Origin of the sequence: Streptomyces vulcanius (assembly GCF_042653945.1) — a bacterium.
Classification (GTDB): domain Bacteria; phylum Actinomycetota; class Actinomycetes; order Streptomycetales; family Streptomycetaceae; genus Streptomyces; species Streptomyces mangrovi.
Genome location: NZ_JBHSFK010000033.1, coordinates 58,817 through 74,091 on the forward strand (window position 1 = coordinate 58,817; position 15,275 = coordinate 74,091).

Consider the following 15,275-nt stretch of genomic DNA (forward strand, 5'->3'; position numbering starts at 1 on the left):
ATTCGGCACGTGCCGCAGGCAGTGACCGGGAACGGACGGTCAATTTCCGTTTCCCCTCGCCCCTTTGGCGGGCGATCAGTAGCCTCAGCTCGAACACCGGATCGCCTACGGCTTGGAGAGATAGATGGAGCGTCCCGCCTGGGCCCCCCGGAGCATCGACATCTCGGTGCCCAGCGTTTCGCGGATCTACGACTACTACCTGGGCGGTTCGCACAACTTCGAGGTCGACCGGGAAGCGGCCCGCAAGGCCATGGAGTTCATGCCGGGGCTGCCGAAGATCATGCAGGCGAACCGGGCGTTCATGCGCCGCGCCGTGCGCTGGGCGGCCGGCGAGGGGATCACCCAGTTCCTGGACATCGGCTCGGGCATCCCCACCTTCGGCAACGTCCACGAGGTCGCCCAGACCGCCGACCCCGGGGCCCGGGTGGTCTACGTCGACCACGATCCGGTGGCCGTCGCACACAGCCAGGCCGTCCTGGAGGGCAACGAGCACGCGGACGTCGTGGCCGCCGATCTGCGCAAGCCGCAGGAGATCCTCAGCAGTCCCGAGGTGCGCTCCCTCCTCGACCTGGACCGCCCCGTGGCGCTGCTGCTCGTCGCCGTACTCCACTTCCTGGAGGACGCGGACGAGCCGTACGCGGCGGTGACCGAGCTGTGCGAGGCGCTCGCGCCCGGCAGCCTGCTCGTCCTCACCCATGCCTCGTACGAGGGAATCCCGCTGCCCCAGGAGCGGGCCGAGGCCGCGGTGGACGTGTACAAGGACATCCGCAATCCGCTGATCATGCGCTCGCGTGACGAGATCGCGCGGTTCTTCGAGGGGTACGACATGGTGGAACCCGGACTGGTGCCGATGCCCGACTGGCGGCCGGAGACGGCTCCGGAGGACGAGGATCCGTACGCGTTCTCCGGGTTCGCGGGCGTGGGGCGTACGGCGTGACCGGGGGGCCCGACGGGGCGGAGGACAGACTCCGGCGGTTCGCGACGATCTGGAGCCGGGCGGTGTTCCCGGTGACCTCCACGTCGCTGACCCGGCCGGAATTCGAGGAGCAGCTCCTGCCGCTGGCCCGCCGGTTGCGCGAGGCACTGCTGGCCAGGACCCTCGACGCCGACGAGGGCAGGGCGGTGGGCACGGCCCTCGTCGCGGCCCACTGCACCGACCCCGAGGCGCTCAGCCGGGCGCTCGACTGCGTCGACGCCTACCTGGTGCTCTACTGCGGCGAGGACGGCCCCCAGGAGGAGCTGCGCACCCGCGCCTCCCGGCTCCAGCACGCCATCGCGGCCGGCTACGCACATGCCCTGCGGGAGCGCACCCTCGCCGAGCAGGAGGCCATCGCCCAGGCCGCGTTGAAGGCGCAGGGCGTGGTGGCGCAGGCGCTGCACGCGAGCGAGGCCCGCTTCCGCGCGGTCTTCGAGGGCGCCGCGATAGGGATCGGTATGGCCGACCTCGACGGCAACATCCTCCAGGTCAACGGCGCGCTGCTGCGCATGTTCGGCGTCTCGGAACACACGATGCACGGCCGTAACGTCCGGGACTGGACGCACCCCGAGGACGCGCCGCAGACCTGGAAGCTCTACGACGAACTCGTGCGCGGCGAACGCGAGCACTATCACGTCGAGAAGGCGTTCTACCGCCCCGACGGAACGGTCCTGTGGACCAATCTGACGGTCTCCCTGCTGCGCGACGCCGACGGCGAACCCCAGTACCAGCTGGCCCTGATGGAGGACACCACCGAACGCCGGCTGCTCAACCTGCGGCTGCGCTACGAGGCCACCCACGACGCGCTCACCGGTCTGCCCAACCGCACGCTGTTCTTCGAGCGCCTGGAGAAGGTGCTGGGCGCGGGCGAGCACCAGCGCTTCGGCCTGTGCTACCTCGACCTCGACGGCTTCAAGACCATCAACGACAGCCTCGGCCACGCGGCCGGCGACCGGCTGCTCGTCGAGGTCGCCGACCGGTTGCAGTCCTGCGCGACCGCGTCCGACGAGATGGTCGCCCGGCTCGGCGGCGACGAGTTCGTGGCGCTGACCACCAACCCCGAGACCGCCCGCGAGGTCGACGAACTCGCCGCGCGCATCCAGCACGCCCTGCTCGCGCCCGTCCGTATCGACGGCCGTGAGCTGACCGTGCGCGGCAGCATCGGCATCGTCGAGGGACCGGCGGGGGAGCGCAGCGCGGCGGAGGTGCTGCGCAGCGCCGACATCACCATGTACCGGGCCAAGTCGGCGGGCGGCAACCGCTTCGAGCTCGCGGACCCCGAGGCGGACGCCCGTGCGATCACCCGGCACGGACTGACCACGGCCCTCCCGGCGGCGCTCGAGCGGCGCGAGTTCTTCATCGAGTACCAGCCGCTGGTCCATCTCGGCGACGGCAGCGTGCGCGGCGCGGAGGCACTGGTGCGCTGGCTGCATCCGCAGCACGGGGTGCTCGGCCCCGACCGGTTCATCCCGCTCGCCGAGCACACCGGACTGATCGTGCCGCTGGGCCGCTGGGTGCTCGAACAGTCCGTCCGCCAGGCCCGCGAGTGGCGGGAACGGGGCGGGGACACCGGCCATTCCGGTCCGCTCCGCATCAACGTCAACCTCTCGCCGTGCCAGCTGACGCACCCGGGGCTGGTCCAGGAGACCGTCGACATCCTGGAGCGCGCGGGCGTCGAACCGCAGGCCCTCTGCCTGGAGGTCACCGAGTCCGCCCTGATCGGCGCCGACGACGATCTGCTCAAACCCCTGCGCCGGCTGGCCGAGATGGGCGTCGACATCGCCCTGGACGACTTCGGCACGGGTTACTCGAACCTCGCCAACCTCCGCCGCCTCCCCGTGAGCGTCCTCAAGCTGGACCGCTCCTTCACCCAGGGCATGCAGCAGTTCCCGGCCGACCCCGTCGACCTGAAGATCGTCGAGGGGATCGTCTCGCTGGCCCACAGCCTGGACCTCGCGGTCACGGTCGAGGGCGTGGAGACGGGTGCCCAGGCCGAACAACTCCGCATACTCGGCTGCGACACCGCACAGGGCTGGTACTACGCCCGCCCGGGCCCGCCGGAGCGGCTGCACGAGCTGGCCCTGGCGGACGCGACGGGCTGAGTCCTGCCGACCCGCCCGGGTCGGCCCGCCGCGCGTTTGTCGTGTCCGTCCGCCACGGAGACGGCCGCGCGGACCAGGGCCGCGGTGGCCCTCGACCGGAACTGCCGGGACCAGGGCCGCGGTGGCCCTCGACCGGAACTGCCGGGGCCAGGCGACGGCCAGGACCGAGGGCGGGGCGTCCGGCACCGGGCGGTAGACGATGCCGGGGCGGGGGTACCGGGCGCCGATGGAGGCGGGCAGCAGCGGGACGGCCTCGCCCAGCCGGACGCAGGTGAGGAGCTGGGCGAGACCGCGGCCCCCGCGCGCCTCCTCGATGTACTGGTGCACTCCGCCGGGGCGCAGGCCCAGGTCGGCCAGGGAGAGTCCGACCCGGCCGGCGGACGGCCCGCGGCGAGGGCGGCGATCCGCGGTTCGGTGATCAGTGTCTCCGCGTCGAGGCCGGCACGGTCGTACGGCTCCTGGACCAGGGAGACTTCCGCCTCGCCCCGGCGCAGCCGCGGCGGCGTACCGCTCCAGGATCGTGTCACGTTGCGTGAACCGGCTCCGGCGTCCGCGGCCGGCTCGTGACGCTTCCCCCCTGGTGTGTCGCCGTACCGGTTTCACCACCGCCGGCGCCCCTGAGAACGCTCTGAAACCGCGCTGAATGGGGGGTCGGCCACGCTCTGCGGCATGACGGCGACGGCCCCGCCAGGGGCAGCGGCCCGGGAGGGGATCACCATGAACGGCCTACGACTGGTCCGTCGGCACGCGGCGGCCTTCGGGCGCTTCGCCGGGCTGGGCAGCGGGGTCACCCTGGCGGCCTCGGCGGCTCTGGTCCTGCTTTCGCGGTGGATCCCGTGGATGGCGGCGAACGCGCTGACCACCGTGGTCTCCACCGTGGCCGCCACCGAGCTGCACGCCCGCGTCTCGTTCGGCCACGGACGGCCCGGTCTGGCCGGCCACCTGAAGAGCGCGGCCACCATGGCCCTCGGCTGGCTGGTCACGTCCGCCGCGGTCGGCTCGCTGGCCGCGCTCCGTCCCGGCGCCGGACTCGTCCTGCAGCAGACGGTGTACCTGTCGGCCACCGCGCTCGTCGGGATCGGCCGCTATCTCGTGCTGCGTCTGGCTGTGTTCGCGGAGCCCGCCCCGCGGCCCCGGACCGGCGGCGGTGTCCGGTTGCGGGCCGCGTACGACGCGGCGGCGTGAGGGCCGGTGGGAAAGTACTGCGGCCCGGGTCGGGCGGGCGGCGCGTCCCTCGGCGGTCGGCAGTAGCGGATGGACGTGCGGCCGGCCGGACACGTCGGCCCAGGTGGATCAGGTCGCGGGTGCCGGCGAAGACGGTGGACGGGGGAGGGGCTGCGAGCCCTGCTGGCCTGTGCGCGCGGGCGAGCAGCGCGTTGACGGCGAGTGGGGCTGCCGGGTCGGAGTCGGGCAGCCGGTTGACGGCGGCCCGCTCGTCCCTCGCTCATCGAGTCCAGCAGGCCGGTGCGGGGCAGGGTTCGCAGTAGGGCATGGCGCAGAACGCGGGACGCGGCGTCGCCGGTGGGATCGCTTCAATGATCGGACACCGGGACGGATCCGCTGTGCTCCTGAAGGGTGACACTGAGCCTTTCCGACCTCTGTCGCGCGCTGGCGGGGAAGGGATTCGTCGGCCCAAAGGATCGGCGGCACCCCGCGCGGGCACCGCATGTCAGAAGTGGAGTCGGCCTTGGCACCTGTACCGAACGGCGTCTACATGATCGCCCGTCCCGGCGAGCAACTGCTCACGATGGAGGGAGGTTCGTCGCAGCCCAAGACACCCGTCGTGCTGCTGCCGCCCACCGGCAACCCCGGCGAGCAGGAATGGCAACTGGAGGAACTCGGCAACGGCAACTGCACGATCCGCAATCTCAGGAGCGAAACCTACCTGTCCTTCGACGGTGCCCCGGAGCCGAACAAGCCGGTCGTCGGCTACCCCGAGCCCCGCGAGTGGGCGCTCTACCAGAGCGCGCGGCCGCACACCTTCCACATCGTCGTCCCCGGCGGCCCCATCGACGGCGAGGAACTGGCCCTGGACCTCAGCCTGCTGCGGATCTTCCCGCCCCGCATCGCCCTGAGGCCACTCGACGTCAGCAACCAAGGCCAGGCGTGGAACTTCCAGTTCATGGAGTAGGACCGTGAGCCGGTTGCCCGGGTCGGCGGCCGACCCGGGCACCGCTCGAGCCCGCCCCCGTTTGCCGACACTCCGGGCTCCCCTGGGCCGGGCGCCGTTGCACGGCGTCGGCGATGACCGCTGCCACGAGCTTGTTGACGACTGCCGTGGCCGGCGGGCCGGGGTCGCGGTCCGCGAACAGGAGATGCCCGCCGCCCACCAGGGAGAGGGTGAGTGAGTCGATGTCGGCGTCGGCCGCGATGCGGCCCAGTTCACGCTCGTCGGCCAGATAGGCGGAGATCGCGGTCGTGGCCTGGGCGAGGATCGCGATGCCGCCTCCGGGCCTCGCCTCCCGCAGTCGTGCGCGCAGCTCGTCCCGGAAGGTGACGAGTGGGATGATCGCAACCGGAATCGGTCCGAACAGGGTGGTCAGCGCGCTGGTGAGGTTGTCTGCCACTGTGCCGGTGCCGACGGACTCGCGCAGCGCACCCGCCTGTGTCTCGAGCTGCGCGGCCCGGTCGAGCACGAGGTCGGTGAGGAAGGCGTCGAAGTCGGCGAAGTGCCGGTGCAGGACGCCTTTGGCGCAGCCCGCCTCGTCGGTGACGGCCCGGCTGGTCAGCCCGTTCGGCCCGTCCCGCAGAAGCACGCGTTCGGCGGCGTCGAACAACTGCTGCCGCGCGTCGCGAAGGTGCACCCCAGTCGGCACTCACAGATCCTCTCGTTCGGTCTGCCCGCTGGTATCCGTTGCCCAGTGGGCATGCGCCCACTAAGGTGGGCGCATGCCCACCTTACCGCGAGAGCAGCCAGAACCGTCCCCGGCGGAGCCGCATGAGGCCCGGCGGATGGCCGAGTCGTTCGGCGTGGACGCGCAACGCTACGACCAGGCCCGGCCCGGTTACCCCGATGCGTTGGTGGCGCGGATCGTCGCCGGGAGTCCCGGGCCTGAGGTGCTCGACGTCGGCTGCGGCACCGGCATCGCGGCCCGCCAGTTCCAGGCCGCCGGTTGCGCCGTGCTCGGCGTCGAGCCCGATGCGCGGATGGCCGACTTCGCGCGAGCCCGTGGCCTGCCGGTCGAGGAGGCGGCCTTCGAAGCCTGGCAGCCGGCCGGCCGGACGTTCGACGCGGTCATAGCCGCCCAGTCGTGGCACTGGGTGGATCCGGCCACCGGCGCCGTGAAGGCGGCACGTGTGCTGCGTCCAGGGGGACGGCTGGCGATCTTCGGGCACGTGTACGAGCCGCCTGCCGAGGTGGCTGAACCGTTCGCCGCTGCCTACCGGAGGGCGGTCCCCGACTCCCCGCTCAACGGCCCATCGGCCCGCCGTCCGCTCGGCCTCTACGAGGCGGCATACGCGAAGGTCGCCGACAAGATCCGCGAGACCGAACAGTTCAACGATCCCGAACAGTGGCGATTCGACTGGCAGCAGTCCTACACGCGCGACCAATGGCTCGACCTGCTCCCCACCACCGGCGGCCTCACCCAACTCCGTCCGGATCAGCTGGCCGTGATACTGGACGCGGTCGGGGGCGCCATCGACTCCCTGGGTGGACGCTTCACGATGAACTACACCACCCTGGCCACGACCGCCGTACGCGCCGGCGCCTTCCTGGGCCCATCCGCCAAGTCGCCGCCGACCTAGCAATCAACGCGGCCGTTCGTCGCTCGCCCGGTTGGCCGAGGGGGCGGCGGCGTCGGGCTCTCGGCCCGGTCCGGGGTGGGGTGCGCTGCCCGGGGTCACCGTTCCAGCAGCATTCGCTGGAGTTCCCGGGCTGCCCGGGGCGGGGCCACGTCGCTGCGGTGGGCGAGGGCGATCACGCGGTGCAGGCCGGGGCGGGCGAGCGGGGTGACCCGTAGGCCCCGGCCGGAGCGGGCCGCGACCATGCGGGGTACGACGGCGACCCCCAGCCCGGCCCGGACGAAGCCGAGCACCGCGTCCATCTCGCCGCCCTCGACGGCGAAGTCCGGCTCGAACCCCTCCGCCCGGCACGCGGCCACGGTCAGTTCCCGCAGGTCGTAGCCGTGCCGGAACATGACGAGGCGCGCGCCCTCCAGATCGGCGATCCGGACGGTCCGCCCCCCGCCGCCGGGCTTGGGCGCCTCGGGGGAGGAGACCACGACCAGGTCCTCCCGCAGCAGCTCCACCGTCGTCAGCGCGGGGGAGGGGGTGGGGAGGGGCAGGACCACCAGGGCGAGGTCCAGGGCGCCGCGCGCGAGCTGTCGTACCAGATCGTGCGAGCCGCCCTCCTCGATCAGCAGCCGGATGCCCGGGTAGCGGTCGTGGAAGGCGCGCAGCACGTCCGGCAGCAGACCCGTGCACAGGCTCGGGGTCGCGCCGAGGCGGACCCGGCCGCTGCGCAGCTGTACCAGCTCCTGCACCTCGTAGCGCGCGGTCTCCGTGTCCGCGAGGATCCGCCGGGCCAGCGGCAGCAGTGCCTCACCCGCGTCGGTGAGCGTGATGTTGCCCCGCGCCCGCTGGAACAGATCCGCCCCCAACTCCCGCTCCAGCGCCCTGATCTGCTGCGACAGCGAGGGCTGTGCGACATGGACCAGCTCGGCGGCCCGGGTGAAGTGCCGGGTCTCGGCCACGGCCACGAAGTACTGGAGCTGCTGGAACTGCATCCAGCCATGATAGGCACAGGCTATGGAATCAAGCCGGACCATGTCTTGGACCGATGAGGTGCACCGGCCCTAGCGTCATGAGCATGGCTCTGGCAACGCGGACCACACGGACGGACCGACGGCCGTCGATGGCGCGCACCGTGTGGAACTCCTCCGTCGGCAAGAAGACGGTGATGGCCGTCAGCGGCCTGATCATGCTGCTGTACCTCGTCGTCCACATGATCGGAAACCTGAAGATCTTCTTCGGGCCGGGCGAGTTCAACCACTACGCACACTGGCTGCGCACTGTCGGCGAACCGTTCATGCACTACGAGTGGACGCTGTGGCTGATCCGCGTCGTGCTCGTGGTCGCCGTCGTCGCCCACGCCACCTCCGCCTACCAGCTCAGCCGGCGCGACATCAGGGCACGCCCCAGCAAGTACGTGCACAAGAAGCCCCGGGCGAGCTACGCCACCCGCACCATGCGCTGGGGCGGGATCATCCTCGGCCTGTTCATCGTCTGGCACATCCTGGACCTGACCACCGGCACCGTGCACCCGGGCGGCTTCCAGGAGGGCCACCCGTACCAGAACGTCGTGGACACCTTCTCCACCTGGTACGGCAACGTCGTCTACATCGTCGCGATGCTCGCCCTCGGCCTGCACGTCCGGCACGGCTTCTGGGCCGCCGCCCAGACCCTCGGCGCAGGCAGCCGCACCCGCGACCGCGCCCTGAAGACCACGGCCAACGTCCTCGCGCTGCTGCTCACGGCCGGCTTCATCGCCGTACCCGTGGGCGTCATGACCGGAGTGGTGAGCTGAAGATGACCTACACCGACTACACAGCCGGCGAGCCCGTCGCCGACACCAAGTCCCCCGCAGGACCGATCGCCGACCGCTGGGACACGCGCCGCTTCGAGGCCAAGCTGGTCAACCCGGCCAACCGGCGCAAGCACACGGTGATCGTCGTCGGCACCGGCCTCGCGGGCGGTTCGGCGGGCGCGACCCTCGCCGAACAGGGCTACCACGTCGTCCAGTTCTGCTACCAGGACTCCCCGCGCCGCGCCCACTCCATCGCCGCGCAGGGCGGTATCAACGCGGCGAAGAACTACCGCAACGACGGCGACTCGATCCACCGGCTGTTCTACGACACCGTCAAGGGCGGCGACTTCCGGGCACGGGAGTCCAACGTCCACCGGCTCGCGCAGATCTCCGTCGAGATCATCGACCAGTGCGTGGCGCAGGGCGTGCCCTTCGCCCGGGAGTACGGCGGTCTGCTCGACACCCGCTCCTTCGGCGGCGTCCAGGTGTCGCGTACGTTCTACGCCCGGGGCCAGACGGGCCAGCAGCTCCTCCTCGGCGCCTACCAGGCCCTCAGCCGGCAGATCGCCGCCGGGAACATCGAGATGCACCCGCGTACCGAGATGCTCGACCTGATCGTCGTCGACGGCCGGGCGCGCGGGATCGTCGCCCGGGACCTGATCACGGGGAAGATCGACACGTACTACGCGGACGCCGTCGTACTCGCCAGCGGCGGCTACGGCAACGTCTTCTACCTGTCGACCAACGCCATGAACTCCAACGCCACCGCCGTGTGGCGGGCGCACCGGCGCGGCGCGTACTTCGCCAACCCCTGCTTCACACAGATCCATCCGACCTGCATCCCGCGCACCGGCGAGCACCAGTCCAAGCTGACGCTGATGAGCGAGTCGCTGCGCAACGACGGCCGGATCTGGGTGCCGAAGGCCAAGGGCGACGACCGGCCGCCGAACAAGATCCCCGAGGACGAGCGCGACTACTACCTGGAGCGCATCTACCCCTCCTTCGGCAACCTGGTCCCGCGTGACATCGCCTCCCGCGCCGCGAAGAACGTCTGCGACGAGGGACGGGGAGTGGGCCCCGGCGGACAGGGTGTGTACCTGGACTTCGCGGACGCCATCCAGCGGATGGGCCGGGGGGCCGTCGAGGCCAAGTACGGCAACCTCTTCGACATGTACCAGCGGATCACCGACGAGGATCCGTACGAGGTGCCGATGCGGATCTACCCGGCCGTGCACTACACGATGGGCGGCCTGTGGGTCGACTACGACCTCCAGACCACCGTCCCCGGCCTGTTCGCGATCGGCGAGGCCAACTTCTCCGACCACGGCGCCAACCGGCTCGGGGCGAGTGCGCTGATGCAGGGGCTCGCCGACGGCTACTTCGTCCTGCCTGCGACCATCAACGACTACCTCGCCCGCAACCCGCACCAGGGCGAGGTGACCGACGAACACCCGCTCGTGCAGGAGGTGTTGGCCGAGACCCAGGACCGGCTCCACCTGCTGCTGTCCGTCGACGGCGACCGCACCCCGGACTCCTTCCACCGTGAACTCGGCGAACTCATGTGGGAGTTCTGCGGCATGGCCCGCACGGACGCCGGACTGCGCAAGGCACTCGAGCGCATCCCGCAGATCCGCGAGGAGTTCTGGCGCCGCATCAAGGTCCCCGGCGTCGGCGAGGAGTTCAACCAGTCGCTGGAGAAGGCGAACCGGATCGTCGACTACCTGGAACTCGCCGAGCTGATGTGCCTCGACGCGCTGCACCGCGCCGAGTCCTGCGGCGGCCACTTCCGCGAGGAGTCCCAGACCCCGGACGGCGAAGCCGCGCGCAGGGACGAGGAGTTCGCCTACGCCGCCGCCTGGGAGTTCACCGGCACCGGCGAGGCGCCCACCCTGCACAAGGAAGACCTGGTCTTCGAGTACGTCCACCCCACCCAGCGGAGCTACGCATGAAGCTCACCCTGCGCGTCTGGCGGCAACGCGCCGCCGACGCCGACGGCACCATGTCCACGTACGAGGTGGACGGCGTCTCGCCCGACATGTCCTTCCTGGAGATGCTCGACACCCTCAACGAGGACCTCATCCTCCGGGGCGAGGACCCGGTCGCCTTCGACCACGACTGCCGCGAGGGCATCTGCGGCGCGTGCAGCCTGGTCATCAACGGCGACGCGCACGGCCCGGAGCGCACCACCACCTGCCAGCTGCACATGCGGTCCTTCCGGGACGGCGACACCATCGACGTCGAGCCGTGGCGCGCCTCCGCCTTCCCCGTCATCAAGGACCTGGTGGTGGACCGGTCCGCGTTCGACCGGATCATCCAGGCCGGCGGCTACATCACCGCGCCCACCGGCGCCGCGCCCGAGGCCCACGCCACACCCGTGCCGAAACCCGACGCCGACCTCGCCTTCGAGCACGCCGAGTGCATCGGCTGCGGGGCGTGCGTGGCCGCCTGTCCCAACGGCGCGGCGATGCTGTTCACCTCCGCCAAGATCAACCACCTCAACGTGCTGCCGCAGGGGGCGCCCGAGCGCGAGACGCGAGTGCTGGACATGGTGGAGCAGATGGACGCGGAGGGCTTCGGCGGCTGCACCCTCGCCGGGGAGTGCGCCACCGCCTGCCCCAAGGGCATCCCGCTGGTGTCCATCACCGGCATGAACAAGGAGTGGCTGCGGGCCACGCGCAAGGCGGGGAAGCGGTAAGGGCGCTTCAAGTGAACGTTCGCCGAAGAGTGCGGACGGGCGGGGCCGGGAATGGTGCTCAATCCCGGCCCCGTCTGGTTTTCGGCCGCCCGGTTCTCGCCGTTCAACAACCCCACATCCACTCTCCTGGCCTAGGTCACGTACACGCCAACCGCCGTCGGAAGAACAGACCCGGCGGCACCGCTCGCCGTCCCCGGCCCGTGACCAGGAGAAGCCATGAGTGGCGTATCGACCCTAGACCGTCCCCAGCAGAACGTGGCCCCCGTCCGTTACACCGTCACCCTGGCCCGTGACGAGGACGACGTGCGGGCCGCGCAGCGGCTGCGTCACGACGTGTTCGCCGGGGAGCTGGGCGCCCTGCTCGCCACCCCCCGGCCCGGCCTCGACGTCGACCCCTTCGACGCGTACTGCGACCACCTGCTGGTGCGTGACACGGAGACCGGGCAGGTCGTCGGCACCTACCGGCTGCTGCCGCCGGAGCGCGCCGCGGTCGCCGGACGCCTGTACTCGGAGGGCGAGTTCGACCTGACCCCGCTCGACGTCATCCGGCCCGGCATGGTCGAGGTCGGCCGCTCCTGCGTGCACCCCGACCACCGCGACGGCACCGTGATCGGCCTCATCTGGGCCGGGATCGCCCGCTACATGGTGGACCGCGGCCACGAGTGGCTGGCCGGCTGCTGCTCGATCCCCCTCGCCGACGGCGGCGCCCTCGCCGCCGGCGCCTGGGACCGGGTGCGCGAGAAGCACCTGGCGCCCGAGGAGTACCGGGTCCGCCCGCTGCTGCCCTGGATCCCGCGGACGCCCGCCCCGGCCGGCCGCACCGAACTGCCCGCCCTGCTGCGCGGCTACGTCCGCCTCGGCGCCTGGGTGTGCGGCGAGCCCGCCCACGACCCGGACTTCGGGGTCGCCGACATGTACGTGCTGCTGTCGATGCGCCGGGTCAACCCGCGCTACCTGCGGCACTTCCTCTCCCTCGTCCCGACCGCCTGATGAGCGTCTGGCTGCCCGGCGCGCCCTGCACCCCGCGGGCGTGCGTGGAGAGGACGACGTCCACGGCGTCCGTACCCCGGGCCGTGCTGCGCTTCGTCGCGGTGGTCGTCGTGGTCCTGGCCGGGGTCGTCGTGTCCCCGCTCGGTACGCGGATCCCGGCGGGCGTGATCCGGCGGTGGAGCCGGGCCGTCGTACGGGCCGCGGGGATCAGGGTGCGGGTGACCGGCGCGCCCGCGCCCGGCACCGGCGGACTGCTCCTGGTGGCCAACCACATCTCCTGGCTGGACATACCGCTGATGGCCACCGTCCGTCCGGCGCGGATGCTCGCCAAGCTGGAGATCCGGCAGTGGCCGGTCGCGGGCGCGGTGGCCTCGCCCGCCTGTCTGTTCATCGACCGCGACCGGTTGCGCGCCCTGCCCGAAACGGTCGCCCGGATCGCCGGTGTGCTGCGCTCCGGGCAGGCGGTCGCGGTGTTCCCGGAGGGCAGCACCTGGTGCGGCCGGGCCCAGGGACACTTCCGGCGGGCGGTGTTCCAGGCGGCGCTGGACGCGGGCGTCCCGGTCCAGCCGGTGCGCATCCGCTACCGGTACGGCTCGGGAGCGGCCAGCACCGCGCCCGCGTACGTCGGGAGCGACTCCCTGCTCACCTCGCTGTGGCGGGTGACCTCGGCACGCGGTCTGGTCGCGGAGGTCGAGGTGCTCCCGCTGCTCGGACCGGGCGGCCCCGCCGACCGCAAGGCACTCGCGGCGGCCGCCGGGGACCTCGTCCTGGGCGCACGGCCGGTGTACCCGCGAGGCGTGCCGCACGAGTCGGCGGCTCTGACGAATTCCCGGTAATTCCCGGTAAGCGGGGCGCCGTTGGCCGGGCTTGATGGGATCATGACGCGTCCCGACCGTTCGAGGGGAGCGCGCGTGAGCACAGGCCCGGCCGACAGCACGGCACTCGTCACCGGAGGCAGCGGCTTCGTCGCCGCCCACCTCGTCCAGCAGCTGCTGGAACGCGGCCACCGGGTGCGGACCACCGTACGCAGTACGGCCGACACGGTGAAGCTCGCACCCCTGCGCGCCCTTCAGGCCGCCCACCCCGGCCGTCTCGACGTGTTCGAGGCGGACCTGCTGAGGGAGGGTTCCTTCGACGAGCCGGCGAAGGGCTGCGCGGTGGTCTTCCACGTGGCCTCGCCCTTCCTCATGCCGGAGAAGATCAAGGACGGGCTGCGGGACGTCGTCGAACCGGCGCTCCAGGGCACCCGTAACGTCCTGGCGGCCGTCGACCGCACCGAGAGCGTCGAACGGCTGGTCTTCACCTCCACGGTGGGCGCGATCTTCGGCGACTACGCGGACGTCGACGCCATGGCCGGCCGCACGCTCACGGAGGAGTACGTCAACACCACCAGCACGGTGGAGAACAACCCGTACCACTACTCCAAGACGGTCGCGGAGCGGACGGCCTGGGAGGCGGAGGCCGCGCAGAGCCGCTGGCGCATGGTCTCCGTCAACCCCGGCCTGATCCTCGGCCCCTCCCTCACCCCGGCCTCGGCCTCCGGCAGCCTCTTCCTCCTCGACGAGCTCCTCAAGGGCTACTTCTTCTACGGCGCCCCCGACTTCAGCTTCACCACGGCCGACGTACGGGACGTCGCGGCGGCGCACATCGCGGCGGCGGAGCACCCCGAGGCGCACGGCCGGTACATCGTCGCGGCGCCGGAGATGACCTCGTTCCACCAGATGTCACGCATGCTCCTGAAGCACCACCCGAGGAATCTCCGGCTGCCCCGCACCGCCCTCCCGCACTGGCCGGTCCGCATCCTCGGCCCCGCCTTCGGCCTCTCCCAGGACTACATCCGCAAGCACCTCGGCATCCGCTTCCGCGTCGACAACCACCGCAGCACCGAGGAACTGGGCCTCACCTACCGCCCCATCGAGGAGACCCTGCTCGACCACTACCGGTCGTGGCAGGAGCAGCGGCGCTAGCTGCCGGGCAGCACGATGCCGGCCAGCCGGCGGTAGGAGTCCAGCAGCGCCTCGCGGTCGTAGGTGCTGGTGGTGACGAGGACCTCCTGGGCGCCCGTCTCCTTCAGGAGGGTCTCCAGCTCGTCGGCCACCTGCTCCTCGGTGCCCGCGATGTGGCCGGTGAGGCCGGACTCGTAGAAGCCGCGCTCCTTCGCGGTCATGGCGAGGGACTCGATCCGCCCGGCGGGCGGCAGGGGCGGGAAGGTGCCGTGGGTGCGGGAGTACGCCATCGACCAGGCCTCCGGGAGCAGCAGGCGGCGGGCCTCCTCGGGGGTGGCGGCCACGGCGACCGTCCCGGAGACGACGACGTGGGGCTCCGGTGCCCACGGGGAGGGGCGGAACCGCGCCCGGTAGGTGTCGATCCCGCGCCGCATCCGCTCTCGGTTCCTGAGGTCGCCGATCACCATCGGCAGTCCCGCGCGGGCCGCGATCGTCGCGCCCTCACCCATGGCCAGCACGAACGCCGGCACGGTCAGGCCCTCGGCCGGGCGGGCGTGCACCCCGGTGGGGGAGGTGCCCCGGAACCAGCCCAGCAGCTCCTCCACCTGCCCCGCGAAGTCGTCGGCGTCCTCTTGGTCGCGGCCCAGCGCCCGCCGTACCCCGTCGGTGAAGCCCACCGACCGGCCGAGCCCCATGTCGATCCGGCCCGGGAAGAGGGACTCCAGCACGCCGAACTGCTCGGCCACGACCAGCGGGCGGTGGTTGGGCAGCATCACGCCGCCGGTGCCGACCCGGATCGTGCGGGTCGCACCCGCGACGGCGGCGGCCAGCACGGTGGGCGCGGAGCCGGCGACGCCGGGCACGCCGTGGTGTTCCGAGACCCAGAACCGGTGGTACCCGAGCGCCTCGGCCTCCTGCGCCAGCCGCACGGTGTCCCGCAGGGCCTCGCCGACCGGGTGGCCCTCGCGGGTACGGGAGCGGTCGAGGACGGAGAAACGGGCCGAGGCGATCACGGAACTCATACAGGGTTCAACACCTG

The 15,275-nt window shown here is 71.8% G+C and carries 15 protein-coding genes; 12 read left to right on the forward strand and 3 right to left on the reverse strand.

The genetic code is table 11. The annotated features are described in order from the left end of the window. The first annotated feature begins 124 nt into the window (after positions 1-124). The 5 genes from ACFPIH_RS38695 (at position 125) to ACFPIH_RS38715 (ending at position 5,209) form a co-directional block, all read left to right on the forward strand. On the forward strand, positions 125-937 hold the full coding sequence (locus ACFPIH_RS38695; RefSeq protein WP_381182660.1) for an SAM-dependent methyltransferase: 813 nt from the start codon (positions 125-127) through the stop codon (positions 935-937). Continuing rightward, positions 934-3,078, forward strand: a complete 2,145-nt coding sequence (locus ACFPIH_RS38700; RefSeq protein WP_381182662.1) for a putative bifunctional diguanylate cyclase/phosphodiesterase — start codon at positions 934-936, stop codon at positions 3,076-3,078. Before ACFPIH_RS38695 ends, ACFPIH_RS38700 begins: the two co-directional genes overlap by 4 nt. An 84-nt stretch (positions 3,079-3,162) precedes the next feature. Continuing rightward, positions 3,163-3,645: a hypothetical protein gene (locus ACFPIH_RS38705; RefSeq protein WP_381182664.1), complete on the forward strand. Its 483-nt coding sequence runs from the start codon at positions 3,163-3,165 to the stop codon at positions 3,643-3,645. 150 nt (positions 3,646-3,795) lie between these two features. Then, on the forward strand, positions 3,796-4,263 hold the full coding sequence (locus tag ACFPIH_RS38710) for a hypothetical protein (protein WP_381182665.1): 468 nt from the start codon (positions 3,796-3,798) through the stop codon (positions 4,261-4,263). Between the two features lie 502 nt (positions 4,264-4,765). Next, positions 4,766-5,209, forward strand: coding sequence for a hypothetical protein (locus ACFPIH_RS38715; protein WP_381182667.1), 444 nt, complete (start codon positions 4,766-4,768; stop codon positions 5,207-5,209). On the opposite strand, the gene ACFPIH_RS38720 is transcribed toward ACFPIH_RS38715, so the two are convergent. Next, positions 5,199-5,894 carry a TetR/AcrR family transcriptional regulator gene (locus ACFPIH_RS38720; protein WP_381182668.1) on the reverse strand — a complete coding sequence of 232 codons (696 nt, stop codon included), beginning with the start codon at positions 5,892-5,894 and terminating at the stop codon, positions 5,199-5,201. The genes ACFPIH_RS38715 and ACFPIH_RS38720 overlap by 11 nt on opposite strands. A 73-nt stretch (positions 5,895-5,967) precedes the next feature. On the opposite strand from ACFPIH_RS38720, the gene ACFPIH_RS38725 reads away from it, so the two are divergent. Continuing rightward, on the forward strand, positions 5,968-6,825 hold the full coding sequence (locus ACFPIH_RS38725; RefSeq protein ID WP_381182670.1) for a class I SAM-dependent methyltransferase: 858 nt from the start codon (positions 5,968-5,970) through the stop codon (positions 6,823-6,825). Between the two features lie 95 nt (positions 6,826-6,920). Here the strand turns inward: ACFPIH_RS38725 and ACFPIH_RS38730 are convergent, their stop codons facing one another. Then, positions 6,921-7,805, reverse strand: a complete 885-nt coding sequence (locus tag ACFPIH_RS38730; RefSeq protein WP_381182672.1) for a LysR family transcriptional regulator — start codon at positions 7,803-7,805, stop codon at positions 6,921-6,923. A 128-nt stretch (positions 7,806-7,933) separates the two neighbouring features. On the opposite strand from ACFPIH_RS38730, the gene ACFPIH_RS38735 reads away from it, so the two are divergent. From ACFPIH_RS38735 to ACFPIH_RS38760, 6 genes are all read left to right on the forward strand, one after another. Continuing rightward, positions 7,934-8,605: a succinate dehydrogenase gene (locus ACFPIH_RS38735; protein WP_381182772.1), complete on the forward strand. Its 672-nt coding sequence runs from the start codon at positions 7,934-7,936 to the stop codon at positions 8,603-8,605. A gap of 2 nt (positions 8,606-8,607) precedes the next feature. After that, positions 8,608-10,554: a fumarate reductase/succinate dehydrogenase flavoprotein subunit gene (locus tag ACFPIH_RS38740; RefSeq protein ID WP_381182674.1), complete on the forward strand. Its 1,947-nt coding sequence runs from the start codon at positions 8,608-8,610 to the stop codon at positions 10,552-10,554. Then, entirely contained in the window at positions 10,551-11,300 is a 750-nt protein-coding gene (locus ACFPIH_RS38745) for a succinate dehydrogenase/fumarate reductase iron-sulfur subunit (RefSeq protein WP_381182676.1), read from the forward strand. The genes ACFPIH_RS38740 and ACFPIH_RS38745 overlap by 4 nt, the downstream gene beginning before the upstream one ends. A 216-nt stretch (positions 11,301-11,516) precedes the next feature. Next, positions 11,517-12,290 carry a GNAT family N-acetyltransferase gene (locus ACFPIH_RS38750; protein ID WP_381182678.1) on the forward strand — a complete coding sequence of 258 codons (774 nt, stop codon included), beginning with the start codon at positions 11,517-11,519 and terminating at the stop codon, positions 12,288-12,290. Beyond that, positions 12,290-13,126, forward strand: coding sequence for a lysophospholipid acyltransferase family protein (locus tag ACFPIH_RS38755; RefSeq protein ID WP_381182680.1), 837 nt, complete (start codon positions 12,290-12,292; stop codon positions 13,124-13,126). Before ACFPIH_RS38750 ends, ACFPIH_RS38755 begins: the two co-directional genes overlap by 1 nt. Before the next feature lie 75 nt (positions 13,127-13,201). Then, positions 13,202-14,257, forward strand: coding sequence for an NAD-dependent epimerase/dehydratase family protein (locus tag ACFPIH_RS38760; RefSeq protein WP_381182682.1), 1,056 nt, complete (start codon positions 13,202-13,204; stop codon positions 14,255-14,257). Here ACFPIH_RS38760 and ACFPIH_RS38765 read toward each other — a convergent pair. Further along, positions 14,254-15,258, reverse strand: a complete 1,005-nt coding sequence (locus ACFPIH_RS38765; protein WP_381182684.1) for an LLM class flavin-dependent oxidoreductase — start codon at positions 15,256-15,258, stop codon at positions 14,254-14,256. The genes ACFPIH_RS38760 and ACFPIH_RS38765 overlap by 4 nt on opposite strands. Positions 15,259-15,275 lie beyond the last annotated feature (17 nt).

What these genes read in the sequence shown, in the direction of transcription:
- ACFPIH_RS38695 (WP_381182660.1), top strand. Translation starts at nt 125, where the DNA reads ATGGAGCGTCCCGCCTGGGCCCCCCGGAGCATCGACATCTCGGTGCCC.
- ACFPIH_RS38710 (WP_381182665.1), top strand. Translation starts at nt 3,796, where the DNA reads ATGAACGGCCTACGACTGGTCCGTCGGCACGCGGCGGCCTTCGGGCGC.
- ACFPIH_RS38725 (WP_381182670.1), top strand. Translation starts at nt 5,968, where the DNA reads ATGCCCACCTTACCGCGAGAGCAGCCAGAACCGTCCCCGGCGGAGCCG.
- ACFPIH_RS38730 (WP_381182672.1), bottom strand. Translation starts at nt 7,805, where the DNA reads ATGCAGTTCCAGCAGCTCCAGTACTTCGTGGCCGTGGCCGAGACCCGG.
- ACFPIH_RS38735 (WP_381182772.1), top strand. Translation starts at nt 7,934, where the DNA reads ATGGCGCGCACCGTGTGGAACTCCTCCGTCGGCAAGAAGACGGTGATG.
- ACFPIH_RS38740 (WP_381182674.1), top strand. Translation starts at nt 8,608, where the DNA reads ATGACCTACACCGACTACACAGCCGGCGAGCCCGTCGCCGACACCAAG.
- ACFPIH_RS38745 (WP_381182676.1), top strand. Translation starts at nt 10,551, where the DNA reads ATGAAGCTCACCCTGCGCGTCTGGCGGCAACGCGCCGCCGACGCCGAC.
- ACFPIH_RS38750 (WP_381182678.1), top strand. Translation starts at nt 11,517, where the DNA reads ATGAGTGGCGTATCGACCCTAGACCGTCCCCAGCAGAACGTGGCCCCC.
- ACFPIH_RS38755 (WP_381182680.1), top strand. Translation starts at nt 12,290, where the DNA reads ATGAGCGTCTGGCTGCCCGGCGCGCCCTGCACCCCGCGGGCGTGCGTG.
- ACFPIH_RS38765 (WP_381182684.1), bottom strand. Translation starts at nt 15,258, where the DNA reads ATGAGTTCCGTGATCGCCTCGGCCCGTTTCTCCGTCCTCGACCGCTCC.